Source organism: Brachybacterium sp. AOP29-B2-41 (genome assembly GCF_052378395.1).
Classification (GTDB): domain Bacteria; phylum Actinomycetota; class Actinomycetes; order Actinomycetales; family Dermabacteraceae; genus Brachybacterium.
In genome coordinates, this window is sequence record NZ_JBQSXR010000004.1 from 202,910 (window position 1) to 225,805 (window position 22,896).

At 71.9% G+C, this 22,896-nt stretch carries 22 protein-coding genes; 13 read left to right on the forward strand and 9 right to left on the reverse strand.

What is annotated here, in order from left to right; translation table 11 throughout:
- Positions 1-126: 126 nt before the first annotated feature.
- From ACT3T9_RS05930 to ACT3T9_RS05980, 11 genes are all read left to right on the forward strand, one after another.
- Positions 127-1,089, forward strand: a complete 963-nt coding sequence (locus ACT3T9_RS05930) for a hypothetical protein (protein WP_444502411.1) — start codon at positions 127-129, stop codon at positions 1,087-1,089.
- Positions 1,080-2,018 carry an S-layer homology domain-containing protein gene (locus ACT3T9_RS05935; protein ID WP_444606139.1) on the forward strand — a complete coding sequence of 313 codons (939 nt, stop codon included), beginning with the start codon at positions 1,080-1,082 and terminating at the stop codon, positions 2,016-2,018. The genes ACT3T9_RS05930 and ACT3T9_RS05935 overlap by 10 nt, the downstream gene beginning before the upstream one ends.
- An 80-nt stretch (positions 2,019-2,098) precedes the next feature.
- The gene (locus ACT3T9_RS05940; protein WP_444606140.1) at positions 2,099-5,656 is read left to right on the forward strand and encodes a S41 family peptidase; all 3,558 of its coding nucleotides are present in this window, start codon (positions 2,099-2,101) and stop codon (positions 5,654-5,656) included.
- A gap of 186 nt (positions 5,657-5,842) precedes the next feature.
- Positions 5,843-6,379, forward strand: coding sequence for a hypothetical protein (locus tag ACT3T9_RS05945; RefSeq protein ID WP_444606141.1), 537 nt, complete (start codon positions 5,843-5,845; stop codon positions 6,377-6,379).
- Between the two features lie 276 nt (positions 6,380-6,655).
- Positions 6,656-7,624 (forward strand): universal stress protein, encoded by a 969-nt coding sequence (locus tag ACT3T9_RS05950; protein ID WP_444606142.1) that lies wholly within the window; start codon positions 6,656-6,658, stop codon positions 7,622-7,624.
- Positions 7,625-7,691: 67 nt separating this feature from the next.
- Positions 7,692-8,381: a hypothetical protein gene (locus ACT3T9_RS05955; RefSeq protein ID WP_441444483.1), complete on the forward strand. Its 690-nt coding sequence runs from the start codon at positions 7,692-7,694 to the stop codon at positions 8,379-8,381.
- A 159-nt stretch (positions 8,382-8,540) separates the two neighbouring features.
- A complete protein-coding gene (locus ACT3T9_RS05960) occupies positions 8,541-9,188 on the forward strand; it encodes a copper chaperone PCu(A)C (RefSeq protein WP_444606143.1) in 648 nt (215 codons plus the stop codon).
- Positions 9,185-10,435 (forward strand): Dyp-type peroxidase, encoded by a 1,251-nt coding sequence (locus tag ACT3T9_RS05965; RefSeq protein ID WP_444606144.1) that lies wholly within the window; start codon positions 9,185-9,187, stop codon positions 10,433-10,435. The genes ACT3T9_RS05960 and ACT3T9_RS05965 overlap by 4 nt, the downstream gene beginning before the upstream one ends.
- 256 nt (positions 10,436-10,691) lie before the next feature.
- Positions 10,692-12,182, forward strand: a complete 1,491-nt coding sequence (locus tag ACT3T9_RS05970) for a gluconokinase (protein ID WP_442331878.1) — start codon at positions 10,692-10,694, stop codon at positions 12,180-12,182.
- 114 nt (positions 12,183-12,296) lie between these two features.
- Positions 12,297-13,211, forward strand: coding sequence for a methyltransferase family protein (locus tag ACT3T9_RS05975; RefSeq protein WP_441444479.1), 915 nt, complete (start codon positions 12,297-12,299; stop codon positions 13,209-13,211).
- A 92-nt stretch (positions 13,212-13,303) separates the two neighbouring features.
- Positions 13,304-13,516 carry a hypothetical protein gene (locus tag ACT3T9_RS05980; protein WP_441444478.1) on the forward strand — a complete coding sequence of 71 codons (213 nt, stop codon included), beginning with the start codon at positions 13,304-13,306 and terminating at the stop codon, positions 13,514-13,516.
- 157 nt (positions 13,517-13,673) lie between these two features.
- On the opposite strand, the gene ACT3T9_RS05985 is transcribed toward ACT3T9_RS05980, so the two are convergent.
- From ACT3T9_RS05985 to ACT3T9_RS06010, 6 genes are all read right to left on the reverse strand, one after another.
- Entirely contained in the window at positions 13,674-14,945 is a 1,272-nt protein-coding gene (locus ACT3T9_RS05985; RefSeq protein WP_441444477.1) for a mannitol dehydrogenase family protein, read from the reverse strand.
- Complete coding sequence (gene uxaC / locus ACT3T9_RS05990) at positions 14,945-16,381, reverse strand: glucuronate isomerase (RefSeq protein ID WP_441444476.1); 1,437 nt, start codon at positions 16,379-16,381, stop codon at positions 14,945-14,947. The genes ACT3T9_RS05985 and uxaC overlap by 1 nt, the downstream gene beginning before the upstream one ends.
- Before the next feature lie 112 nt (positions 16,382-16,493).
- Positions 16,494-17,498, reverse strand: a complete 1,005-nt coding sequence (locus ACT3T9_RS05995; protein ID WP_441444475.1) for a LacI family DNA-binding transcriptional regulator — start codon at positions 17,496-17,498, stop codon at positions 16,494-16,496.
- 248 nt (positions 17,499-17,746) lie between these two features.
- Entirely contained in the window at positions 17,747-18,067 is a 321-nt protein-coding gene (locus tag ACT3T9_RS06000) for a DMT family transporter (RefSeq protein WP_441444474.1), read from the reverse strand.
- A complete protein-coding gene (locus tag ACT3T9_RS06005) occupies positions 18,064-18,426 on the reverse strand; it encodes a DMT family transporter (RefSeq protein WP_441444473.1) in 363 nt (120 codons plus the stop codon). The genes ACT3T9_RS06000 and ACT3T9_RS06005 overlap by 4 nt, the downstream gene beginning before the upstream one ends.
- A complete protein-coding gene (locus ACT3T9_RS06010) occupies positions 18,423-19,052 on the reverse strand; it encodes a TetR/AcrR family transcriptional regulator (RefSeq protein ID WP_442331880.1) in 630 nt (209 codons plus the stop codon). Before ACT3T9_RS06010 ends, ACT3T9_RS06005 begins: the two co-directional genes overlap by 4 nt.
- A 112-nt stretch (positions 19,053-19,164) precedes the next feature.
- Here ACT3T9_RS06010 and ACT3T9_RS06015 point away from each other — a divergent pair, with 112 nt between their 5' ends.
- Both ACT3T9_RS06015 and ACT3T9_RS06020 read left to right on the forward strand, forming a co-directional pair.
- Positions 19,165-19,368 (forward strand): CopG family transcriptional regulator, encoded by a 204-nt coding sequence (locus tag ACT3T9_RS06015; protein ID WP_441444471.1) that lies wholly within the window; start codon positions 19,165-19,167, stop codon positions 19,366-19,368.
- On the forward strand, positions 19,365-19,727 hold the full coding sequence (locus ACT3T9_RS06020) for a type II toxin-antitoxin system death-on-curing family toxin (RefSeq protein WP_441444470.1): 363 nt from the start codon (positions 19,365-19,367) through the stop codon (positions 19,725-19,727). The genes ACT3T9_RS06015 and ACT3T9_RS06020 overlap by 4 nt, the downstream gene beginning before the upstream one ends.
- A 28-nt stretch (positions 19,728-19,755) precedes the next feature.
- Here ACT3T9_RS06020 and larB read toward each other — a convergent pair whose 3' ends face one another.
- From larB to ACT3T9_RS06035, 3 genes are read right to left on the reverse strand one after another with little or no spacing between them, the layout of a single operon-like run.
- Positions 19,756-20,511 carry a nickel pincer cofactor biosynthesis protein LarB gene (gene larB / locus ACT3T9_RS06025; RefSeq protein ID WP_345075813.1) on the reverse strand — a complete coding sequence of 252 codons (756 nt, stop codon included), beginning with the start codon at positions 20,509-20,511 and terminating at the stop codon, positions 19,756-19,758.
- Entirely contained in the window at positions 20,504-21,442 is a 939-nt protein-coding gene (gene larE, locus ACT3T9_RS06030; protein WP_441444469.1) for an ATP-dependent sacrificial sulfur transferase LarE, read from the reverse strand. Before larE ends, larB begins: the two co-directional genes overlap by 8 nt.
- Complete coding sequence (locus tag ACT3T9_RS06035; RefSeq protein WP_441444468.1) at positions 21,439-22,791, reverse strand: lactate racemase domain-containing protein; 1,353 nt, start codon at positions 22,789-22,791, stop codon at positions 21,439-21,441. The genes larE and ACT3T9_RS06035 overlap by 4 nt, the downstream gene beginning before the upstream one ends.
- Between the last annotated feature and the right edge of the window lie 105 nt (positions 22,792-22,896).

Below are 22,896 nucleotides of genomic sequence, written 5' to 3' on the forward strand. Positions count from 1 at the left end.
GGACCACCCTGCAGATCACTGCAGATCACCTCCCATTCCCCTGGTCGGCGGGCCCCGGTTCCCGTAGGGTAGGGAGCCGTGGGCGCCGGACGGTGCGCTCGTTCAGCACCACCGTGAAGGACCACGATGCCCCCGCCGCAGTTCGCCGCCGCCCTGGCCGCACCTGCCGCACCCGTCCCCGCCGAAGCCACCCCGGCCGTCACCGGCACGGAGGCCTCACGCCGTCTGCTCGCTCCCGAGCTGGACGCCCGGCCGCTGACCCTGTGGGGCTCCTCCTCCATGAGCTCGGAGGGCGGCAGCGCAGATACTCCGCTGGCGGTGCGCATCCATGAGCACCTCGCCCTCGCGGCAGCCCCTGCAGTGGTGCACGCCTACGGGGTGGGCGCCACGCGTTCCGCCCACACCCTGCTGATGCGCGGCCTGGACACTCCCCAGCTGCGCCCGCTCGGTGAGCCGGCCGCGGGCACCGGCGCCGTCGCCGTCGCGCTCGACTCCGGACTGACCCCGGCCGGACCGCTCACGATCCCCGGTGATGTGGACGGGGCCCCTGGGGTACTCGACGGCACCGGCGGCAGCTGGGAATTCCTGCCCGATCAGCCCGGCACGAGCGGCAGCGGCGTCTTCCGCTCCGCGCTCGCGAGGGTCGCGGAGGGTTCCCGTCAGGTGCTGTGGATGGGCAAGAACAACATCCTCGACGTGGCGGGCGTGCTCGAGGACACCCAGCGGATGTGGGACGCCGCTGCGACTCCTGAGCAGGACACGCTGGTGCTCGGGCAGTGGCCGACCTCCTTCGACCCGGTCGGCTCCGCGACGGCGGACGCGGTGATCCAGGTCAACGAGGAGCAGCAGCGCCGCTACGGCGCACACTTCCTGGACCTCGGCCGCCTGCTCACCTCCGAGGAGGGCCTCAGCTGCCCTCCGCTGGCGCCGCTGCGCCTGCTCGAACAGGCCTCCACCCAGGGGGCGCTCGAGCAGCGGATCGTGACCGAGCACCTGTGCGCACCGGACGGGTTCCATCTCAACGGCTGGGGGAACCTCGCTGTCAGCTGGGCGATCATCCAGCGGATGCGGGAGCTGAGATGGCTGTGAGACGACCGTCCCCGCCGCGCCTGCAGGCCGGGCGTCCGGGAGCCGCGCCCGAGCCGGCGCAGCCGCTGCTGGCGCCGCTGGCACCCACGCCGCCGATGCCGACGCAGCCCGTCTCGGCGCCGACGGCACAGACCCCGCCGGCCACGCTCCCCGTCGTCCCGGAGGCGGGGGATCCGCGCCCGATCCGTCGTGCCGGACGCCGGGCCGGGCGCCGCACCGTGCTGCTGGCCGGCGCGGCGGCGGCTGTCGTGGTGCCGGTGACTGCGGGGACGCTGTTGCGCCGTGAGGACTCGGAGGCGCTGTCGGCTGGCGCCGCACGGAGCGGCCCCGGCGCCGGGGTCCAGGAGGGGCCTCTGTTCGAGGATGTCGCCGCCGGCACCCCTGGCGCCGAGGCGATCCGCTGGGCGCACATGACCGGGGTGCAGCCGGGCCTGTCCCCGACCGAATACGCCCCCGATGCCCAGGTCACGCGCGGAGACATCGCCGTCGCCCTGCATCGCCTCGCCGGCTCTCCCGCAGTGGATCTCGGGACCGTCCCCACCGTCTTCACGGACCTGGGAGAGGATCCCGCGCGAGTCTCCGCGGTGCTGTGGCTCCACGGCCGGGGCGCGCTGTGGGGCGATGCGCAGCTGCGGGTGCACCCCGACGGGCCCGCCACCCGGGACTGCGCGGCGATGATGCTCGCGGCGCTGATGCGCCCGGCGCTGGCCGGGATGGGGGTCACCTGGGACGCCTCGGCGGAGGTCTCGCTGCCGCTGCCGGAGGATCCCGGCTCCGCGCAGCCGGACGTGGCCTGGCTCGCCGCCGCCGGGATGGCTCCGGACTCCCTCGCCGTCCATGACTGGTCCGGTGAGGAAGGCGTGACCCGAGCGGAGCTCGCCGTCTCCCTGCATCGAGCGGACTCCGTCATCTCGAGCGCCCTGGGCTGAACGCCCCCGACTCGCTTCGGCTCCGGCTCCGGCTCCGTAATCCTGTGCGCGGTGTCCGAGACCGGACATAGGGTTGACCCATGTCGACGACGCCTGCCCATGCCGCATATCTCCGCCACCCCGATGTCCGAGGCGACATCGTCACCTTCACCGCCGCGAACGATGTGTGGTTGGCACCGCTGGCCGGCGGTCGCGCCTGGCGGCTGACCGACGAGGGTGCACCCGTCGGCTACCCCCGCTTCTCGCCCAGCGGCGAGCACATCGCGTACACCTCCCGCACCTCGGGCGGTCCCGAGGTGTGGGTGATCGGCGTCGAGGGCGACACCGCCCCGCGTCGGCTGACCTATTGGGGACGGCCCAGCACCAAGGTCGTCGGCTGGCTTCCCGACGGCCGGATCGTCGCCACCACCAGCTATGGCGCCCCGATCGCGCGCGACGCGCAGCTGTGGGCGATCGATCTCGAGGGCGGGACCGAGCTGCTTCCCCTGGGACGCAGCGGCGAGGTCGCGATCCACCCCTCCGGCACCACCGTGGTCGCCACCCCGTGGCGCCGCGACCAGGCCTCCTGGAAGCACTACCAGGGCGGCACCGCGGTGAAGCTCTGGACCTCCCGCGAGGACGTCCCCCTAGATGCCCCGGCCGAGGCCCACGCAGGTCGCTCCTGGGAGCCGCTGCTGGACGAGATCCTCGCCTCGAAGCTGCGGATCGCCTGGTACGGCGACCGGCTGCTGTTCGCCTCCGATACCCCCGGCCCCGGCGCGGCCCTGACCGACCGCGCCGCCGCGAACCTCTGGTCGGTCGCACTGGACGGCTCCGACCTCCGCGCCCACACCTCGCTGAGCTCCGCCGACGGCTACCTGCGCGAGCCGGCGACCGATGGCTCCACCATCGTGTTCAGCTCCCGCGGCCGGCTCTTCGCGATGGAGTCTCTGGACGCCGAGCCGCGCGAGATCGAGATCCTGGCCTCCGGCGTCGGCGCCTCCCGGCTGCCGCGGCCCGCCTCCGCGACAGAGAACCTCCTGGCCATGAGGCCTCTGCACGATGCGCGTGCGAGCGTCGTCGAGTGGCGGGGCAGCGCCCATGCGCTCACCCACCGCGGCGGGCCCTCCCGCCTGCTGGCCGGGACCTGCGGCCTGCGGCTGCGCGAGGTCCGCCCGCTGGGCCGCTCCCCCTTCGCCCTGTTCGTCTCCGATGCGGAGGCGCTCTCAGATCGGGAGGAGGGCGGCGTCGGCTCCGACGTGCTGGCTCTCGCGCGGCTGGACGGCGGCGGCGAGGAGATCCGGCTCGACCTCGGCGAGGTGGGCCGCATCCTGCACGCGATCCCCTCCCCGGACGGCTCGAAGGTCGCGATCTCCTCCCACGACAATGTGGTGCGCCTGGTGACGCTGCGCGGGATCGAGGACCCGGCGAAGGCCTCTTCGCAGGCTGCGAAGGACCCGTCGGCCTCCGCCTGGGAGCAGGACGCCGAGACGGCGGTGGAGACCCCGCGACTGGACCACGTGCGCGAGGTCGGCCGATCCGGCGGCGGCGAGGTGAAGGACCTGGCCTGGTCACCGGATGGTCGCTGGCTCGTATGGGCCGAGCCGAACTCCTGGGAGCTCAGCCGGCTGATGCTCTCGGACACCGAGGAGCAGGAGCCGACGGGCCGGGCGCTGACCTCCGGCAAGTACCAGGATGGCTCCCCCGCCTTCAGCCGGGATGGGAAGCACCTCGCGCTGCTGAGCCTGCGCACCTTCGAGACGGTGTACGACGACATGGTCTTCGACCTCGGCTTCGTCAACGCCGAGCGGCCGTTCCTGCTGCCCCTGGAGCGGACCACCCCCGACCCCTTCGGCCCGCACCCCGACGGCTGGGGCCCGGCCGGTTCCGACAAGGACCCCAAGGACGGCCCCGGCGGTCCCGGCGGGAAGGATGCCGCGAGCGCCGACGGCGCCGGAACCGACGGCGTCGGGAGCGAGGCCGCCGGCAGCGAGGCCTCCCACCAGAAGGCTGCAGTCGCCGCCTCCACCCAGCCGGCCACCTCCCACAGCGCCGCCGGTGCCGAGGCAGCCGGCCGGCCACCCAGCACCCGCATCGAGCTCGACGACATCGAGTCCCGCCTGGTCCCGTTCTCGGTGGTCTCCGGCTACTACTCGCACCTGACCGCGGTCAGCGACGGCTTCGTCTGGCTGCGCCATCCCCAGCAGGGGGTGCTCGGCAGCACCCGGGCCGGAGTCGAGGGCGATGCGCCGACGCCGACGCTCGAGCGCTGGAGCCTCACCGACCGCAAGCTCACCGTGCTCGCCGACGGCGTCACCGACCTCTCCGCCTCAGGCGACGGGGAGACCCTGGTCGTCAAGCAGGGTGAGAGCTGGGTGCAGATCCCCGCCACCCGCAAGGCCGAGGACGAGGACCCCGCCCGGGTGGTCATCGACACCGGCCGGATGCGCCTGAACGTGGATCCGGTCAAGGAGCGTCGCGGCATGCTCTGGGACAACTACCGGATCATGGCCCAGCAGTACTGGCGTGCGGACATGGACGGCATGGACTGGCACGCGATGACCTCCTGGTACGACCCGGTGATCGAGCGCCTGGTCACCGAGGACGACTTCCAGGACATGATGTGGGAGGTCCAGGGCGAACTGGGCACCTCGCACGCCTATGTGCAGGGCGGGGTCTACCAGGCCGATCCGCCGATGCTCCCCGCCTACCTGGGAGCTGACTTCGCGCTCCGGGACGGGCGCTGGGTGATCACCCGGATCCTGCCGGGCGATTCCTCCGATCCGGATGCCCGCTCTCCGCTGCTGGCCCCCGGGGTGGGCGCCGAGGTGGGCGATGCGGTGCTCCGCGTCGACGGCCGCCCGGTGTACTCCGAGGGCGTCGAGGCAGCGCTGGTCGGTGCGGCGCACAAGCCCACCGAGCTGGTGCTGCTGCGTGACGGCGCCGAGCATCGGGTGGCGGTCACGCCGCTGGCCGACGATTCCGCGCTGCGCTACCAGGCCTGGGTCGCGGCCCGGCGGTCACTGGTGGAGGAGCTCTCGGGCGGTCGGCTCGGCTACCTGCACATCCCCGACATGGTCTCCTCCGGCTGGGCGCAGATGCACCGTGACCTGCGCGAGGCATCCACCAAGGAGGGCCTCGTGGTAGACGTGCGCTACAACAGCGGCGGCCACACCTCGCAGCTGGTCACCGACCGGATCGCCCGCCGGGTGCTGTCCTGGGGCTATCCGCGCCACCAGCGGCCCGGCACCTATCCGGCGTTCGCACCGCGCGGTGCGGTGGTGCTGGTGACCAACCAGGAGGCCGGATCCGACGGCGACATCGTGAACGCCGTCTCGCGCGCCCTGGAGATCGGCCCGATCATCGGCACCCGCACCTGGGGCGGGGTGATCGGCATCGACGGCCGCTTCGACCTGGTCGACGGCACCGGCGTCACCCAGCCGAAGTACGCGAGCTGGTTCGAGGGCGAGGACTGGGCGATCGAGAACTACGGCGTGGAGCCCGACATCGAGGTGCCGCTGCCGCCGAACGCCTGGGTCGGCGGCGAGGACCCGCAGCTCGCGCGTGGGATCACCGAGGCCCTCGCGCTGCTCGCGCAGAAGCCCGCCGCGGTCGCACCCCCGCTGCCGGCGCCCCGCTTCGGCCGCCGGGAGGGCTGACCCAGCCTCAGCCCAGCTCGACAGTCAGCTCACGAACCATGCCGCGGCGGAATCCGGTTCGTGAGCTGACTGTCGAGCTATGGGCACCGTGACGTCCTGCCTCCCGCAGGGTGCCGGGTGGAGAATGGCCCCACACCATCACCCCGCTCGCGCCGCTCAGCGCGAGAGACGGAAGGAGATCTCCCCGTGAACGAGCCCGGGAATGTTCCAGACATCGACCAGCGCATCGCCGCACTCCCGGTCGCGGTGGACCTCACCGAGGACGCCGTGATCCTCGAGGTGGACCTCGCCGGCACCGGTGAGCAGATCTGGTCTCATCTCACCGTTCCCGAGCTGCTGGCGACCTGGTCGCCGATCGTGCCCGAGCGGCCGCTGAACCAGGTCGGTCCGGTGCTCTCGCGAGAGACCCCCGAGGCTGATCCGGTCGCCGTCGATGTGCTGGCCACCGCGGGCGATCATGCGCTGAGCCACCGCTGGGGCGATGACGTCCTGGAATGGCTGATCGACGAGGCCCGGCTGACGCTGCTGATGAAGCTCGCCGACCCGCAGCTGGCCCCGACCTACCTGGCCGGCTGGCAGGTGTGCCTCGCCGTGCTCGACGCCCGCCTGGAGGGCCTGGACCAGGAACGGATCGTGGGACGTGACGCCCTCGACCACGGCTGGGAGCAGCTGCGGGACCGCTACGCGCAGGAGCTCGGGCTGCCTGATCAGCCCGAGGTGTGAGCACGTCGGGCCGGGCCCCGCTCGACGCCCGTCACAGCTCGGGCCCCGCCCGTCCCTTCAGAGCGCCGGTCCGCGCCATTCCGCGGTCGTCGCGGTGCATTCCGCGGTCGTCGCGGTGAAGGAGAGGTCCGCGCCCAGAGCGCAGACCCTCTGCGGATCCGGACCTTCGGCCCGTCCTGCGCCCTCGGGGCGGCCCTACGATGAGATCACCGGTGACGGACTCATCGACGGGGGCACCGTCGTCGGCCGCTGAAGCCCCCGGCCCAGGAGGTCCAGATGCACGACGACGGCGTCACCTCGCAGTCCCCGCTCCCCACTGATCCCGGTTCTCGTCCCCTCGGGGTGCTCGTCGGCTTCGACGCCTCGGACCACTCCGTGCGCGCACTCTATTACGCGGCGCGCGCCGCTCAGCGCCTGGGCAGCCCGCTCACGGTGGTCACCGCGTACACGGTGCCCACCATGTCGTACGCGGACGCAACGCTGATACCCAGTGTGCCCGCGGACGTCGCCCGTCTCGCCGCCGCCGAGGAGCTGCTGGACATGGCGCGAGAGCATCTGCGCGACTATCCCGGCGAGGTCGATCTGCGCACCGAATTCGGCGACGCGGCCGGAGTGCTGGTGGGCCTGTCCACGAAGGCGCAGCTTGCGGTCGTCGGCGCTCGTGGCCTGGGCGGATTCCTCGGGCGTCTGCTGGGCTCGGTGTCCTCCGCCCTGCCTGCCCACGCCCACTGCCCCACCGTGGTGGTGCCGGAGCAGTACGAGATCGACCCCGGTCAGGGCGCCGACCGCTTCACCCCGCAGCAGCTGGATACCCCCGTCGTGGCGGGCGTGGACCTGTACCAGCTCAACCGGCCCGCGATGGAACAGGCGGCGCAGGAGGCACGACGGCTCAAGGCTCCGCTGCAGCTGCTCGCGGTGATGCCGCGCCCCGACGCCTGGGGCACGGCGTACATGGCCTGGCTCCCTGACGCGAACATCCTGGAGAAGCATCAGCAGGAGCTCGCGAAGGAGCTCGAGGTCGTCATCGAGTCGCTGCGCGAGGACTACCCGGACCTGACGATCAGCGGTACGGCGATGGTGGCCGATCCTGCACCCTCTCTGCTGGACGCCACCGGGACGGCCCAGCTCACCGTGCTCGGCACGCGGGGGCATGGCCGCGTGGTCTCCACTCTGCTCGGCTCGGTCTCGCGAACTGTCCTGGCGAAGGCGGAGGGACCGGTGATGGTGGTGCCGCCCACGGCATAGGACGCTTCGGCGGACACTGCGGGGACAGGCTCCACCCCTGCTCGCTGAGCGAGGCAGAATGGGGTCCATGACCTCGAGCCGCTCCCCCCTGCGCCTGCTGCGCGGGGGGATGGCCGCCTCGATCGCGACCCTGGTCGCCCTCGGCGGGCACCTGGTGGGCGGCGGCGCGATGCCCTCCTGGCTCGGAGTGGCCGTCCCGTGGTGGCTCGCCGTGACGGCATGCACGGTGCTTGCCGGTTCCCGGTTCTCGCTCCCTCGGATGGGGGCGGCCGTGCTCATCAGCCAGGCCCTGTTCCATGGGCTGTTCACCGCGGGCACCCCGGGAGATCCGAGCATCACGCTGGTCGCCCCGCCGGGCTCCCATCTGGGCCACGGCGCCCACAGCCTCCTCGGGGAGGGAACGTCCCCGGGCTCCTCACTGCACTCCGGGCATGGGGCCGACGGGGTCGCAGCGGCTGCCGAGCACTCACTGCACGGGACCCACGCCGACCTGCAGATGCTGCTGTGGCACCTCGCCGCCGCGCTCGTGACGACGCTGCTGCTGCAGCGCGGGGAGAACTTCCTGCTGCGCTGCACCGGGCTGATCATCTCCGTCCTGAACGTGCTGGGCAGGCCACCACAGGCAGTGGCCCTCCCCCACCTGGTGCTGCCCGGTCCGTCCCGACCGGTGCCGGAGGGTGCCCCGCTGCGGCACGTCCGCCGGGCGGTGCTCTCCCCTCAGCAACGACGCGGCCCGCCCCTGGTCCTGGCCGCCTGAGCGCCGCCGACGCCCAGCGTCGTCGGTGCAGTCTCCCTGCCTGCTCAGGCAGCCCTTCGGATGATCCCGGCACGGCTCCGCCGTGCTGATGCTCCCTCACGCCCGCTGCCGATCGCGCACCCGCCATCGGCCGACGAGGCGTCTCCGAAAGGACCTCGCATGTCCCGCAGCACGTCATCGCACACCGCTCCGCAGCCCACCGTCTCCGTGACCGCAGCGTCTCCGCCCACCCCGTCCCTGATCTCCGCCCGCCTGCCACGTCGCGCGGCCTTCGCAGCGCTGCTCCTGCCCCTGGCCGCGTGCGCCGGTGACCCCGGTGACCCCCGCAGCGACCGAGGCGGCGACGGAGGTGGGGACGGAGCCGGAGCTGTTGAAGGGTCCCCCTCCGACAGCACAGTCCCCACCGACTCGTTGACCGTCGCCGATCCCTGGGTCAAGGCCGCCGAGGAGGGCATGAGCTCATGTTTCGGCACGCTCCTCAACGGCACCGAGCAGGATCTCGTCCTGAGCGGGGCGCGGACCACGGCCAGCTCCCGTGTGGAGCTCCACGAGACCACCGCCGACGGATCGGGCGGTATGAGCATGCAGCAGAAGGAGGGCGGATTCCCCCTGCCGGCCGGAGGTGAGCTGGTCCTCGAGCCCGGCGGGAACCACCTCATGCTGATGGAGCTCACCGCTGCTCTGCTGCCGGGGGACGAGGTGGAACTGATCCTGGAGTTCGAGGACGGCACCGAGCAGCCGTTCACCGCCACCGTGAAGGACTTCGCAGGCGCCCAGGAGAAGTACGAGCCCGAGGAGGACCAGTGACCCCGCAGGACACCTCCGCGCCTAGGCCCGGACGTCGCCACTTGCTGCGTGCCGGATCGCTCGGTGTGGGAGCGCTCGGCGTGGGCGCCGCCTCCGTCGGCCTGGACCGGGCACTGCGGGACGGCGCTGGGAATGAGGCGTCCCTGTCGGCCGCCGCCGAGCCTTCCCTTCACGGCGGGGTGACCGTTCCCTTCCATGGCGAGCACCAGGCGGGGGTGGAGACCCCCGCTCCCGCAGCCGCGACCTTCGTCGGCTTGGATCTGCGAGAGGACGTGGCCCGTGAGGGAGTGCTGCGCCTGCTGCGGCTGCTCACCGATGATGCCGCCCGTCTCACCCAGGGCGTGCCGGCGCTCGCGGACACGGAGCCGGAGATGGCGGCGGAGCCGGCCGCGCTCACCGTCACGGTCGGGTTCGGGGCGGGCCTGATGGCGCGGGCCGAACGGCCCGTCCCGGATTGGCTGGCCCCGCTGCCTGCCTTCGGGATCGATCAGCTCGAGGACCGCTTCACCGGCGGGGACCTGCTGCTGATGATCGCGGCGGAGGACCCGCTCACGGTCTCCCACGCGGTGCGGATGCTGCTCAAGGACTCCCGAGCCTTCACCCGGGTGCGCTGGGTGCAGCCCGGTTTCCGGCGCTCCCCGGGGACGCAGGCCCCCGGCGCCACGATGAGGAACCTCTTCGGCCAGCTGGACGGCAGCGCGAACGCCGCCCCCGGCTCTGAGCACTTCTCGAAGGTGGTGTGGATCGAGGAGGGCCCGTTCGCGGGCGGCACCTCGATGGTGATCCGTCGGATCCGGATGGATCTGGACGGCTGGGACGAGGCCGACCGCACAGCTCGTGAACAGGCCACCGGAACCCGCCTGGACAGCGGCGCACCGCTCACCGGCGGCACGGAGACCTCCCGCGCGGACTTCGAGAAGGTCTCCGCGAACGGGTTCCCCGTGATCGGGGAGTTCTCCCATATGCGCCGCGCGCACGGCATCGACGAGGGTGAACATCAGGAGGTCTTCCGACGGCCATACAACTACGACATCGCGCCGCCGCCGGACTCCGAGGCGATCTCGGAGGCCGGGCAGATCTTCGTGTCCTTCCAGGCCGATCTGCTCGGCCAGTTCCTGCCGATCCAGCAACGGCTGGACACCCTGGATCTGCTGAACCAGTGGACCACCCCGATCGGCTCGGCAGTGTTCGCGATCCCGCCCGGCTGCACCGAGGGTGAGTACCTCGGGGAGTCTGTGCTCAGCTGAGCACTGTCGGGCGTCGGGCGTCGGGCGTCGGGCGTCGGGCGTCGGGCGTCGGGCGTCGGGCGTCGGGCGTCGGGACGAGGCAACACCGTCCCGGCGCCCGAGCGGCACCGATGCGAGGCGTCATTGCCGCCCCGTGGCAACCCATGGCGAACCGGCCGTCTCCTGCGGGTCCCCTCGTATGCTGACCGGACGACTCCGCGGCGCCGCATCGATGCCGAGCGTACGGAGGTGGCCCCGACGAGCGCAGGAGATCCCCATGCCCCGTTTCAACATCCCGGTCGAAGAGGCCCAGGGACCGCTCGTCGTCGGGATCGACATCGGCTCCGGCGGCACCCGCGCCGCGGTCTACGACGTCTCCGGCCGCGAGCTCGGACGGCTGAACCACAAGGAATCTCACGAGTTCACCGTCGCGGACGACGGCACCAGCACCATCGACGCGGACCAGATCGTCGAGGAGATCCGCGCCTCCCTCGCCGCCGTCCTCACCAGCTCCCCGCTGCCCGGCGAGGTGACAGCGATCGGCTTCGACACCTTCGCATCCACGCTGGTCGCGGTCGACGCCGCCGGCAATGCGCTGACCCCCTGCATCACCTATGCGGACACCCGCTGCCACACCCAGGTCGACGCGCTCGCCAAGACCCTTGACGTGGAGGGCCTGCACGAGCGCACCGGCGCACGCCTGCACTCCTCGTACACCGCACCGCGGCTGGCCTGGCTGCGCGAGACGCAGCCGGACGTCTTCGCACGCACCACCCGCTTCATGGCGCTGGGCGAATATGCGGCGTTCAAGCTGCTGGGCACCCCGGCGCTCGGCACCGCCTCGGCGGCCTGGTCCGGCATGATCGACCGCCGCACCGGCCAGTACGTGCCCGAGCTGCTCGAGGCCGTGGGCGTTGACGCCTCCGCGATGGGCGCGGCCCTGGATCCCTCGGATGCGATCCCCGTCGCCGGCAGCCCGTTGGCGGCCGAGTTCCCGCAGCTGAAGAACGCGGTGTGGCTGCCGGTGATCGGTGATGGCCTGGCCGCGAACCTCGGCATCGGTGCGCTCGGCGAGGGCACCTGGGGCATCTCGACCGCCACCTCGGGCGCGATCCGCCAGCTGCTCTCCACCCAGATCCCCACCCTTCCCAGAGGGCTGTGGGCCTACCGCGTGGACCAGCAGCGCAGCCTCGTCGGCTCCGCGATGAGCGACTGCGGGCGGGTGCTCGACTGGTGCCGCAACGAGCTGGCGATGCCCTTCGAGGTGTCCCAGACGGACACCACGTCACTCTTCTCCGCCCCGGTCTCCGCCGGCACCCCGCTGGTCATCCCCTTCTTCTCCGGGGAGCGCGGCACCAAGTGGCGCGGCAGCTCGCGGGCGATGTTCGCGAACGTCGGCGCCTCCACCACCTGGCAGGACATGCTGCGCGGAGCGATGGAGGGCGTGGCCCTGTCGTTCCTGCGGATCGCCGATCAGATGCGCGAGGCCGGTGGCGAGCCGGAGCGGATCGTGCTCTCCGGCGGCATGACCGGGGCGATCCCCGGCTGGCTGCACCTGCTCTCGGACGCCCTCGGCGCCCCGATCGACCACGTCGCCGTGTCCCGCTCGACCATGCGCGGCGCCGCCGTGATGGCGCTCGAGCAGGCGGCTCCCGGCGTTCCCGTCGCCGAAGCGCCGGTGCTCACGCATGTCGAGCCCGTCGCCGCCCACCAGGACTACTACCGCGAGCGTCTCGAACGCTTCGAGAAGCTCGCCGACCTGGCCTGACCCGGCCCGACCCGGCCTGGGTCGAGCCGCAGGCGCGGGCCGCTGGGCAGGTCATCTCGGCCGGTCGGCTGGGCTCGTCAGCTGATCGGTCGGGACGGATATCCTGACCGGATCATGCCCCTGCTGACCCGCGCCACCGGCCGCGCCTACTTCGCCGTCCAGGCCATCGCGGGGGCCCTGTGGTGGGTGCTCGTGCCGACGGTCCCCGCCGTGGCCACGGCGACCCTGGGACGCCTGGACCCGCTGCTGGTGGGGGCGCTCGACATCCCCCTGTTCGTGGTGGCCTCTGCGCTTGTGGCGCTCGGGATCCGCTGGGCGACCTGGGTCGCGGCTCCCTGGACCCTGCTGGTCACGGCTGGGATTGTGCTCTATGCGACGCTGACCGGGCAGGCCGGGTGGGGTGCGGTGGCGATGATCGCCGCCTCGGCCGGCTCGGTTCTCGCGGGGATGCTGGTGCTCTGGGACCGGATCCCGATGACGACATTCCTCGTGGGCCCGTTCGCCTTCCGGCCCGCCCGCCGGGTCGAGGGGAACGCCCCTCTGGTGGCGACCCTGCTCCAGATGATGGCGTTCTGGACGCTGTTCCTGGTGGTGCTGCCGCTGCCGATGATCTGGCTGGAGCGGCGCTGGCAGGTGGCCGCCGTGCTCCCGGAGGCCGCCCGCCTGGTCACGGTGCTCGCCGGAGTGGCTCTGCTGCTCGCCGCGAGCCTGCTCGGTGTCGCCTCGGCGGTGACCATGGCCCGGCGGGGCCGGGGCACGCCGCTGCCCGGTGCGATGGCGAACGAGCTGGTAGTCGCGGGCCCGTACCAATGGGTGCGCAACCCGATGGCGGTTGCTGGGATCGCGCAGGGCGTGGCCGTGGGTCTGCTCGGGGCCTCGTGGCTGGTGATCCTCTACTCGCTGGCCGGCGGGGTGCTTTGGCATCTGCTGGTGCGACCCGAGGAAGAGCGTGACCTCGCCGGCCGCTTCGGCGAGGAGTATGCGCGGTACAGCGCGCGCGTGCGCTGCTGGGTGCCGCGGCTGCGGTAGGCCGCAGGGCGGCCGACATCCCCCACCATGGTCGAGGCCGGACCCTACGCCGGACTGATGGCCCCCTCGCCGAGCGGAGGCAGGCTGACGGCATGAGCACCTCGCGACACCTCACCCTCACCGACCCCGCCACCCAGTCCGTCCTCCGCACGGCCAACGCGATCGTCTTCATGATCGTCGCCGGCCTCCTCATGCTCGCCGCGAACGTGGGCGCCGGTGCCGTGTTCCTCGCCATCGGAGCGACCTTCGTCGCCCTCGGACCGTCGGGGGCAGGCCCGCGATCACCCCGCACGGCAGCTCGCTGACCACACCCACCCGCGCGAGGCTGCTGGGGAGTGATGAACTCCTTGATTCCCCTGACGCGCAGGGGGGCCCACGAATGATGAGCGCGCGAGAACCACGGATGGTTCTCGCGCGCTCATCACTGGGCAGCAACGACCCTGAGGGACGCGCCAGGCGCCGTCAGGGACGCGGCAGGCGCTTCTCCTCGGCGGCCACCGCGGCGATCAGGGGGTCGCCGGCGGGCACGTCGATCAGGGCGAGCAGGGCGGTGACCCGCTCGGTCGCGTCCTGGATGGCCGCGGCGGTCGCGATCTCGGCCGCCTTCGGGTCCTGGACCTCACGGCCGCCGCGCACGCGGTCGGTGACCCAGGCCGTCCAGGCGGCGACGGCCGCGACCTCGCCGGGAGCCTTGTCCGGGCCGCCACGCTCGGCGATCACGGGCAGGGCACGCACGGGCAGCTTCACGGAGCCGTCCGCCGCGATGCGGATCAGGTTGTCCGCCAGGCGCGGGTTGCGGAACCGCACTTCGAGCGCGGAGGTGTAGGCGTCGAGCTCGTGATCCGGCAGCGGCAGGGTCGAGCGGGCCTCGACCCACAGCTGCTCGACCAGCGCCCGCACCTCACGGTGCGCGATCGCCTCGTCCACGCGCGCAACGCCCGCGACCTGACCGGCGTAGGCCATCAGGGTGTGGGCACCGTTGAGCAGACGCAGCTTGCGCAGCTCGTGCACCTCGATGTCGTCGGTGAACTGCACGCCGGCCTTCTCCCACTCGGGGCGGCGGCCGCGGAAGCGGTCCTCCACGACCCACTCGGAGAAGGGCTCGGTGACCACCGGGACGCTGTCCGCGAGGCCGGTCTGCGCGCGCACGGTCTCCGAGGCTCCGTCATCGGCGGACGGGGTGATCCGGTCGACCATCGAGGAGATGACGTCGACATGGTCCGGGAACCAGGCCCTGGTCTCCTCGTCGAGCTCGGCGAGGACCGCCTGGCCCAGCACCTCGCCGTTGCCGGTGAGGTTGTCGCAGGAGACCAGAGCGATCGGCTCGGTGACCCCGGCCTCACGGCGGGCCTTCAGCCCGAGCGCGATGCGGGCCGGGGCGGAGGTCGCGGGATCGCTGCCGGCCGCGTAGCCCTTCTCGGTGATGGTCAGGGTGACCACCGCGGTGAAGGGATCGGCGAGCAGGCGCACCAGGGCGTCGACGTCGGAGGCGGGGAACACCTCGTCGATGACGTCGACGAGGCTGACCTCATCCTGCTCCGGGCCGCGCACGATCAGGCCGTACCTGCCGCCCTGGGCGTTCAGCGCATCAGCCATCGCGGCCGAGCGACCGGTGAAGGCCACCACGGACCAGCCACCGGCGACGTCGGTGCTGAACAGGGTGTGGGAACGGGCGAAGTTGCCGATGCCGAGGTGGACCAGACGGCCCACGTCCGAGGGGCTGGGAGTGCTCATCAGTTCTTCTCTCCTGCAGCGCCGAGGCGGAAGACCTCGCGCGGCTGCTGATCGGGCAGGGTGGCCACGAGCTCCTGAGCGTCCTCAAGACGCATCCGGTGCTCGGCGACCAGGCCTGCGAGGTGCGTTGCGTCGAGGCGGCGGGACATGTCATGCCGGGCCGGGATCGAGCAGAACGCGCGGGTGTCGTCGATGAAGCCGCTGGTCCGCGAGTAGCCGAGGGTCTCCGACACGGAGCGGCGGTAGCGGAGGATTGCGTCGGGCGAGTCGATGAACCACCACGGGGCACCGGCGAACACGGAGGGGTACACGCCGGCCAGCGGCGCGATCTCGCGGGAGAGCACCGTCTCATCGATCGTGAACAGCACGGTGCGGAAGTTCGGGTGGTGGCCCACGTCGTTGAGCATCGGGCGCACGTGATGGACATAGTCCACGGCCACCGGGATGTCGAAGCCGACGTCCGCGCCGAACTTCTCGAACATCTCGTCGCTGTGGTTGCGCAGCACGGCCGGGTGGATGGTCATGACCAGACCGTCCTCGGCAGCAAGGCGGGCCTGGTCTCCCAGCAGGTGGCGGCGCAGGGCCACTGCGTCGTCGGCGCCGATCTCACCGGAGCGCGCGGCGGTGTAGAGGCGGCGAGCGTCCTCATCGCTGAGCCGGGCGGTGCCCGGATCGATGTGGGCGTGGTCGGAGGAGACCGCGCCGTGGTCGCGGAAGTAGAGGCGGCGGGCGCGCATCGCCTCGTGGTAGCCGTCGTAGGTGCTGACGTCGACACCAGCAGCTTCGCCGAGGGCATCGGTGAGAGCGAGGAAGTCGGGACGGCCGGCCTCGAGGTACTTGTCCGGGCGGAAGGTGGGGATGACCCGGCCGGTGAAGGACTCGTCGGCGGCGAGCGCGGCATGCGGTGCGAGGTCATCAACGGGGTCGTCGGTGGTCGCCAGGACGGTGATCCCGAACTGCTCGAACAGGGCGCGGGGACGGAACTCCGGGCGGGTGAGCTTCTCGGCGATCGCGTCATACATCGCGTCGGCGGTGCGCGGGTTCAGCACCGTCTCGAGGCCGAAGACCTCGTGGAACACGTGCTCGATCCAGTAGCGGGAGGGGGTGCCGACGTAGGCGTGCCAGTGCTCGGCCAGCAGGTGCCAGGCCTTGCGGGAGGCCTTCTCGTCGAGCGGGCCCTGGCCCACGCCGAGGTCCGCGAGGTCCACGCCACGGGCGTGCATCAGGCGGTTGACGTAGTGGTCAGGGGTGATGAACAGCGAGGTAGGGTCGCGCCACGGCTCGTTGTCGAGGAGCAGCCGGGGGTCGACGTGCCCGTGGGGCGAGACGATCGGCTGGTCCTTCTCGAGCTCGTAGAGCCCACGAGCGATCTCGCGCACAGCGGGGTCGGCGGGGAAGAGTCTGTCAGGGTGCGGCACGAAGGCGTCGTTGCTCATGCCGCCATCTTGGCAAGGGTGGGCGAAGAGTGCCGAGGGTTGTCACCGGTTGCCGACCTCGCGGTGCACGATCGCCCGGCGCGAAAGGGCGCCAGCACCTGCTCCGCGGAGCTCAGGCACCTGCTTCGCGAGGCCCGGTGCTGCCCCGCGGCACCAGCCGCACCGGCAGGGAGCCCTCGACCGGGGCGCGATGCGCCGACGGGTTCTCGATCCGACGCACCAGGCGCTCCACCGCGGCCCGACCCTGCGCCCGCTTGGGGCTGACCACGGTGGTGAGACCACCGCCCACCAGTCGCGAGAGCTGGATGTCGTCATGTCCCATCACCGACAGCTGCCCGGGCACCCGGATCCCGGCGCGCAGCGCGGAGACCAGGAATCCGAAGGCGACCAGGTCGTTGTAGCAGATCACCGCGTGGGGAAGGGAGTCGCGCAGCTCCTCGAAGGCCTGCTCCCCGCCAGTCGTGGTCGGCGCGAAGGGACCATGGCGCTGCACCTGCAGCCCGTGCTGGCGGGCGGCGACGCGGGCGGCCCGCCAGCGCTCCCCGTCGGACCAGGAGTTCACCGGACCGGCCACGTAGGTGACGGTGCGGGACCCGTTCTCGGCGAGGTGCGCCATGGCCTGGCCCATCCCGTGCTCATAGTCCGGGGTGACCGAATCCAGGCCGGCGACGCGGCGGTTCAGCACCACCACGGGGATGCGCTTGGTGAGGTGGTTGAGGGTGGCGTCGGAGAGGCGGGTGCCGGCGAGCACGATGCCGTCGACCACGTTGACGGCGCTCTCGAGGCTCGTGCGTTCGCGCGCCTCATCCTCCACGGTGTCGAGCAGGAGCAGCAGGAACTCCTGCTCATGCGCGGCCTCCTGCATGCCGGAGACGAGCTCGGCGAAGTAGGGGTTGGTGAGGTCGGGGACCTCGATGCCGAGGCGGTGGTGGCGATGGCCCCGCTCCTGGGCGGCGGGGGCGCTGGTGCGGTAGCCGAGCTCCTTGGCGGCGGCCATCACAGTGGCGTGGGTGGCGGCGCTGACCCTGCCGGGCCTCGAGAAGGCCCGGGAGACCGTGGACGGGGCGACACCTGCGGTCTTTGCGACGTCATAGATCGTCACGCGCTTGTCCGCCACCTGGCCGGCTCCGTCCCCGCCTGCTCGGCGTTGCCTGTCTGCTGAGGCGCATACCGACCCCGACCGTGCTCCGGACGGGGCACCTGCGCCTGCTGTCTGCCGGATGATCCTACCCCGGCCAGGGGCAACCAGCGGCAACCTGTCAGCGCACGCAGCGCCCCGGGCAGCGGGACCGGACCCCAGCGCGGCTGGGCAATGCCTCGTCGGCCACTGTGCCAGAACGGCGGGCCGACGGCGCCCAGCGGGCGTCAGCCCGCGCTGCCCAGCTCGACGAGCAGCACCCCGGCCGCGATCAGTCCCATCCCGGCGAGCATCATCGGGGTGAGCGCCTCGCGGAACAGCGCCCGGGAGAGCAGAGCGGTGAGCACGATCCCGGCGGCGGCCCAGATGCCATAGGCCACCCCGAGCGGCATTCCCGCCTGCAGCGCTCCGGAGAGCAGTGCGAAGGCGATGAGGTATCCGAGGATCACCGGGGCGTACCAGGCCCGTCGGCCGCCGGCGGCGACGCGCAGGGAGAGGGTCGAGGCGACCTCGGAGAGGATCGCCCCGCCCAGCAGCAGCCAGCTCATGAGACCGCCTCCTCTGAGACCGCCGCCTCTGCGCGCCGGGCCCGCTGGGAGCCGAGCTCGACGACCACCACCCCGGCGGCGATCAGCACAATGCCGCTGACCTTGAGCGCCGTGAACGCCTCACCGAAGAGCACTGCGGAGAGGGCCGCGGTGAACACCACCCCGCAGGCGCCCCAGATCCCGTAGGCGACGCCGAGGCCCATACCGCGCCGAAGCACCTGGGCGAGCAGGACGAAGGAGATCGCGTAGCCGGTCACGACCACGACGTAGAGGGCCGGGCGGTCCAGGGCGCCGCGCAGGGCGAGGGTCGCGGTCACCTCGCTGAGGATTGCTCCGAGCAGCAGCAGCCAGGGGCTCATGCCTCACCCCCCAGCAGACCCACGGCGAGCTCGTGCAGCGCAGCGGCCTGTTCGTCATCGGTCTCGAGCAACCCGGCGGCGCGGTCGAACCAGATGCCGTCGGCCATCAGCCGCACCGCCAGCAGCCGTGCCCGCTCGTCCGCCGGCGTTCCCGCGGGAACGTGGAACCAGCGGACGATCTGCTCCTGCCACCGCTCGGTGAGGCTGACACGGAGGCGAGGGTCCGCGAAGATCACCAGGTCAGAAGCGCTGAGCGGTGCCGTGCAGGCCCAGTCCAAGTAGGCCAGGACGCGCTGAGTCGCGGGAGCGTCGGCGAAGATCGAGTTCACGGCGGGGCCGGGCGCTTCACGCTTCGGGAGTTCGGCATCCCTTGAGAGCTCGGCGACCGCCGCCGCCATTCCGCGCTCGTAGCGGGCGGCCATGTGGTCGAGGATCGCGGCGAGCAGCTGCTCCTTGGTGGGGAAGTGGTACATCAGCCCGGGCTTGCTGACTCCCGCGGCGCGGGCGGCGGAGTCGAGGGTCAGGGTGCCGTCCGCGCTGAGGTGCGCCTCGGCGGCATCGAGCATCGCCTCGCGGGCGGAGGGCCGGTGCGCAGGGCGGGCCGACCGGGGAACGGAAGCCATCATCCACTTACTTTACCGTTCGGATGGTGCGATGACGCAAGTGTCAGGCGCCCCTTCGAGCCCAACGTCACCGCAACCTCGCCCGGGGTGATACCACAGTGATACCATGTCATGCATGGCAATGACACTGCGTCTGACGGACGCTGATGAGCGGATCCTGGCAGAGCTGGCCGAGCGAGATGGGGTCAGCCGTCAGGAAGCAACCGTGCGCGCGATCCGCGAGGCAGCGGCCCGCCGAGGGCACCAGCAGCTCGTCGGTGAGCTCTCCGCTCAGGGCCGGGCCCGGTATGCCGACCTGCTCGACCGCCTCGCGCAGTGACCGTCTTCCTCAGCACAGAAGATCTGCTCTCCCTCATCGATGACCTGCAGGTGGGGCCGGTGCGGGAGCTTGGGCTGCTGGATTCGGCCGCCCACCGCCCCACCACCAGCCTCTGGGGACGGGAGGCCTATCCCACCATCGACCTGAAGGCCGCCGCACTCTTGGAGTCGCTGGTGCGCAACCACTCCCTTCTCGATGGGAACAAGCGGCTGGGGTGGCTCGGGGTCGTGGTGTTCTACGGTGTCAACGGAATCGCGCTCGAGGCACCGGACGATGAGGCCTATGACCTCGTGATCGCAGTGGCCACCGGATCCTCGTCAGTCCAGGAGACCGCCGAGTCGCTCGCGCGGTGGCACTGACCGCGCGGCACTGACGGGATCCTCACCGTCATTCCCCCGCGGCCGGGGCCCAGCGGGCGATCTGGGCGGCGAGGTGTCCGGCGCCGTAGCCGTTGTCGATGTTGACCACGCCGATGCCGGGGGCGCAGGCCGAGAGCATGGTGAGCGCGGCGGTGACCCCGCCGCTGGCGACGCCGTAGCCGACGGAGGTGGGCAGGGCGACCACGGGCGCACTGATCTGCCCGGCGACCACCGTGGGCAACGCGCCGTCCATGCCGGCGGCGACGACCACGCAGGCCGCTTCGCGCAGCTCCGGCAGGCGCGACTGCAGGCGATGCAAGCCCGCGATGCCGATGTCGGCGATCAGCCGCGTAGGGCGGCCGAGGTAACGGGCTGTCAGCTCCGCCTCGCGGGCGACCGGCAGGTCGCTGGTCCCGGCGCAGGCCACGATGACCAGGCCTCCCGTCGGCTCCGGGGGTGCGGACGGCCAGGCCAGCAGCCGCGCCTCGGCGTCATGGAAGGCCCCGGGCAGCGCGGCGAGGATCGCCTCGGCGCGCGCGGCATCGGCGCGGGTGAACAGCACCGGCCCGAGCCCGTCATGGCCCTCGGCGTCCAGCCGCGCGTACTCCGCCGCGATCGCGGCGACCTGCTGGACGCTCTTGGCATCGCACAGCACCGCCTCGGGCGCCCCGCGGCGCCGGGCACGGTCGAGGTCGAGGTCGAGGAAGCCGTCGATCTTCCCGTCGGCCGCTGCTGGCCCGTCGGCCGCCGCCGGGTCGCGCGGGCCCGCTGCGGCCTCAGCCACGCCCGCCCTTGCCCACGATCTGGAGGGAGAACAGGCCCGAGCGGATGCCGTCGAGGTCGATCGTGACGTGCTGGAAGCCGGTCTCCTTGCCGGCGGCGACGAGGGCCGCGCGGATGCCCGGCTCCATGGCGCGGGCGAGCTCGCCGGTGGGCAGCTCGATGCGGCCCACGGCGCCGTGATGGCGCACCCGGCAGTCGCTGAAGCCCTGTTCGTAGACGGCGTCCTCGAGATCGTCGATCTGGCGCAGCTTCTCGGGGGTGACCTCCTCGCCGAAGGGGATCCTGGAGGCGAGGCAAGGCGCGGCGGGCTTGTCCGCGACCGGCAGAGAGAAGCCGCGTGCGACTTCTCTGACCTGCTGCTTCGTCATGCCGACGACGGACAGCGGGCGCAGCACCCGGTGGCGGGTGGCGGCGCCGGCGCCGGGGCGGTCATGGCGGGTGGCGTCGTCGGCATTCTCGCCGTAGGCGACCGCGTCGAGCTGCTGCGCATCCACGACCTCGTCGCCGATGCGGGTGAACAGCTCGTCCTTGCAGTGGAAGCAGCGCGTGCCGTCATTCTTCTGGTACTCGGGGTTCTCGCCCTCGTGGGTGTGGACCTCGACCACCTCAGCCCCGATCACCGCGGCGACCTGGTGGGCGAGGCGTCGTTCGCGGCGGGCGAGCGACGGGGAGACGCCGAGCAGCGCGACGACGTTCTCGGCGCCGAGCGCCCGGATGGCGAGGGCGAGCAGGGTCGCGGAGTCCACGCCGCCGGAGTAGGCCACGCCGAGGCGCTGCACGCCGGCGAGCTCGGCGGAGACCGCATCGGCGAGCGCGAGCGCCTCACCGGTCAGGGCATCCGGGGTCATGGCGGTGACCTCGAAGCCGGGGTGCCCGGGGGAGAACAGCGAGCGGGGGGCCGACGGGGCGGTGCGCTGGTGGGTGGTGGTCACTTGTCCTGCCCTGCCGCGCCGTCGCGCTCGGAGGCGAGGCGGAAGAGCACCTCGCCGGCGTGGTCGATGACGAGGGTGTCGGGGTCGTTGCGCAGCGCCTCGATGTCGAGGGAGGCGGGATCCATGTGGAGCACGTTGTAGACCTCGCACTCCTCCTTCGAGATGGAGGTCGCGAAGTAGCGGTTCACCCGCTGCTTCTCCTCCCCCGTCTCGGGGTCGTAGGTGCCCAGGCCCGTGACGTGGGTGGAGTGGGCGAGCTCGCCCCAGGGGTGGTCCTTGAACCGGTCCCACTGCTTCGTGAAGTACTCGATGTTGTGATAGCCGATCTCGCGGATGCCGGGGTGCATCGCGGCGACCTCGGTGATGTGCGGGGCGTAGATGATCACGTCGCCACCGTCGGCGCAGACGGGCTCGGACTTGTAGAAGCCCTTCGCGCCGGTCCACATGTCGTCGTACATCTCCGGGACCAGCGCGACGATCCGCTTGTACGGCTTGTCGACGTAGGTGATGTGGGTCTGCGCGGAGATCTTCGCCATCGCGGCCCAGGCGGCCTGCGGATCGCCGAAGGCGATGGCGTTGAGGTCCTGCCCGCCGGAGACGACATCCATGGTGAACGCGAGCTTCTCGGCGTCGATGAGCTCGCTCGCGGCGTCGATCAGCTGGCGCACCGGGGTGATGCCGAGGGTGCCGATGATGCGGCTGGCGGTGATCAGCGCGCCCACCCAGTGGGAGATGTCGATGACGTCATGCACCGAGCAGCCGGGGAAGAAGTACTTGTTGCCGCCGGAGAAGCCGACCACCTCGTGCGGGAAGACGGGTCCGGCGATCAGGTTGACGTCGCTCTCGACGACCAGCTTGTTGATCTGCACCCGCATCGGGATGTCGGTGAGCAGGCCACCGGTGAGCTCGGCGATCTGCTCGGCGGAGATCTCGCCGAGGTCGGCGATCTGGGTGGGGTCGTCCCAGGCATGGTTGACGACGGTCCACTCGGGGTAGGTGGCCTTCGCGCCGCGCTCGGTGGCGCCGAGCAGGGTGTCGATCGCCGCCTCGCTCATCGCGGCGTGGGTGCCCAGCGCGATCAGCACGGTGACGGAGCTGGCGCGGCCGGAGAGCGCGTCGTGGATCGCGGGCAGCACCTTGGGCAGCGGGACGGAGCGGGTGCCGTCCGGGATGATCAGGCAGACGCTCCTGCCCTCGAGGTCCTGCCCGGCGAGCTGCTCGGCGACGAAGCCGGTGATCTGCTCGTCGGTGAGCGCACCGCCCGGGCCGCCGAGGAGGGCGGCACGTTCGGCCAGCCCGTCGGGGATCGGGTGGATCGTGGGCTGCGTCGTCGCATTCGGCTCGCTCATGGCTCCACTATGCGCCGTCGGGCCTGACCAGGACAAGGAGGGCCCGGCTGTTGCCATGAGGGCTCCCGGCGTGCTCGACACCCCGCGCGGGCACCTTCTCCGCCG

Excerpts from the sequence above, each read along its gene's own strand:
- ACT3T9_RS05930 (WP_444502411.1), top strand. The coding sequence starts at position 127 with ATGCCCCCGCCGCAGTTCGCCGCCGCCCTGGCCGCACCTGCCGCACCC.
- ACT3T9_RS05935 (WP_444606139.1), top strand. The coding sequence starts at position 1,080 with ATGGCTGTGAGACGACCGTCCCCGCCGCGCCTGCAGGCCGGGCGTCCG.
- ACT3T9_RS05940 (WP_444606140.1), top strand. The coding sequence starts at position 2,099 with ATGTCGACGACGCCTGCCCATGCCGCATATCTCCGCCACCCCGATGTC.
- ACT3T9_RS05950 (WP_444606142.1), top strand. The coding sequence starts at position 6,656 with ATGCACGACGACGGCGTCACCTCGCAGTCCCCGCTCCCCACTGATCCC.
- ACT3T9_RS05955 (WP_441444483.1), top strand. The coding sequence starts at position 7,692 with ATGACCTCGAGCCGCTCCCCCCTGCGCCTGCTGCGCGGGGGGATGGCC.
- ACT3T9_RS05960 (WP_444606143.1), top strand. The coding sequence starts at position 8,541 with ATGTCCCGCAGCACGTCATCGCACACCGCTCCGCAGCCCACCGTCTCC.
- ACT3T9_RS05970 (WP_442331878.1), top strand. The coding sequence starts at position 10,692 with ATGCCCCGTTTCAACATCCCGGTCGAAGAGGCCCAGGGACCGCTCGTC.
- ACT3T9_RS05975 (WP_441444479.1), top strand. The coding sequence starts at position 12,297 with ATGCCCCTGCTGACCCGCGCCACCGGCCGCGCCTACTTCGCCGTCCAG.
- ACT3T9_RS05980 (WP_441444478.1), top strand. The coding sequence starts at position 13,304 with ATGAGCACCTCGCGACACCTCACCCTCACCGACCCCGCCACCCAGTCC.
- ACT3T9_RS05985 (WP_441444477.1), bottom strand. The coding sequence starts at position 14,945 with ATGAGCACTCCCAGCCCCTCGGACGTGGGCCGTCTGGTCCACCTCGGC.
- uxaC (WP_441444476.1), bottom strand. The coding sequence starts at position 16,381 with ATGAGCAACGACGCCTTCGTGCCGCACCCTGACAGACTCTTCCCCGCC.
- ACT3T9_RS06000 (WP_441444474.1), bottom strand. The coding sequence starts at position 18,067 with ATGAGCTGGCTGCTGCTGGGCGGGGCGATCCTCTCCGAGGTCGCCTCG.
- ACT3T9_RS06005 (WP_441444473.1), bottom strand. The coding sequence starts at position 18,426 with ATGAGCCCCTGGCTGCTGCTGCTCGGAGCAATCCTCAGCGAGGTGACC.
- ACT3T9_RS06010 (WP_442331880.1), bottom strand. The coding sequence starts at position 19,052 with ATGATGGCTTCCGTTCCCCGGTCGGCCCGCCCTGCGCACCGGCCCTCC.
- ACT3T9_RS06015 (WP_441444471.1), top strand. The coding sequence starts at position 19,165 with ATGGCAATGACACTGCGTCTGACGGACGCTGATGAGCGGATCCTGGCA.
- ACT3T9_RS06035 (WP_441444468.1), bottom strand. The coding sequence starts at position 22,791 with ATGAGCGAGCCGAATGCGACGACGCAGCCCACGATCCACCCGATCCCC.